The 1290-nt window shown below is 67.9% G+C and carries 1 protein-coding gene; it reads right to left on the bottom strand.

Translation table 11 applies throughout. The features are described 5' to 3' along the window. Positions 1 to 1084 (bottom strand): efflux RND transporter permease subunit (locus tag OC373_RS18650; RefSeq protein ID WP_261998270.1); only part of this gene is annotated, 1084 nt, incomplete at its 3' end. Positions 1085 to 1290: the final 206 nt, after the last annotated feature.

Genomic DNA, 1290 nt, shown 5'->3' with positions numbered 1-1290 from the left:
CCAGCGCGCTGCGCGCATGGAACAGGAACACCAGGCACACCAGCGCGACGATCAGACTTTCCTCGAGTAGTGTCGTGCGCAGGGTCTTGATTGCACGCACGATGAGATCGGACCGGTCGTAGACCGCCTGGACGCTGACGCCTTCGGGCAAGCCCCGTGCAAGTTCCGCGATCTTGTCCTTCACCCCGCCGATCACGGCCAAGGCGTTCTCGCCGAATCGCGCAATGACAATGCCGGCCACGACGTCGCCTTCGCCGTCCAGGTCGGCGATGCCACGGCGCTCGTCGGGCACCAGTTCGACCCGGGCGACGTCGCCGATCAGCACCGGGGCGCCCCCTTCGGCGCGCAGCACCAGGCTCTCGATGTCCTCGATGCCACGCAGATAGCCATGGCCCCGGACCATGTACTCGGTCTCGGCCATCTCGATCACGCGGCCGCCGACGTCGCGGTTGCTCGCGGCGATCACCTCGGACACCCGCGAAATCGGGACGTCGAACTCGCGCAGCCGGACGGGATCGACGGTAATCGAGTACTGGCGCACGAAGCCGCCGACGCTGGCGACCTCGGCCACGCCGGGCGCGGTGGTGAGCTGGTAGCGCAGGTACCAGTCCTGCATGGCGCGCAGCTCGTCCAGCGAGTGGCGGTCGCTTTTCAGTACGTATTGGTAGACCCAGCCCACGCCCGACGCGTCGGGCCCGAGCGCCGGTGCCACGCCGGCCGGCAGGTTCTTCGACGCGACGTTGAGGTTTTCGAGCACGCGCGAGCGCGCCCAGTACAGGTCCGTGCCCTCTTCGAAGATGACGTAGATGAAGGAGGCGCCGAAGAACGAGAAGCCGCGGACGTCCTTCGACTTCGGCACCGCCAGCAGGGCGCTGGTCAGCGGATAGGTGACCTGGTCCTCGACCACTTGGGGCGCCTGCCCCGGGTACTCGGTGAACACGATCACCTGGACGTCCGACAGGTCCGGCTGTGCGTCCAGCGGGGTGTGCATCAGTGCGTAGATGCCGCCGGCCACGATCGCCAGCGTCATCACCAGCACCAGGAAGACGTTGCGGACCGACAATTCGATGAGGCGGCCAAGCATGTCAGTGCCTCTCGTGACCGGTGGGGGAGGGCGGAGTCTCCTCCGGGGTGGCGGGCGTGGAATGACCCGCGTGCGGATCAGAGGCGTCGTCACCATGACCTGCGTCCGGGTCGGCGGCGTCCTCGCCGTGCCCGGCGTGTGGATCCTCAGCGGTGCCCGAGGGCGCGCCGTGTCCTGCGTGACCCTCCAAACCCTGGAGGGCCGAC

Source organism: Stenotrophomonas sp. Ste96 (assembly GCF_024519495.1).
In the GTDB taxonomy this organism is placed as follows: domain Bacteria; phylum Pseudomonadota; class Gammaproteobacteria; order Xanthomonadales; family Xanthomonadaceae; genus Stenotrophomonas; species Stenotrophomonas bentonitica_A.
The sequence above is the reverse complement of the archived record's forward strand: the minus strand, read 5'-3'. Positions and strand labels throughout refer to the sequence as shown.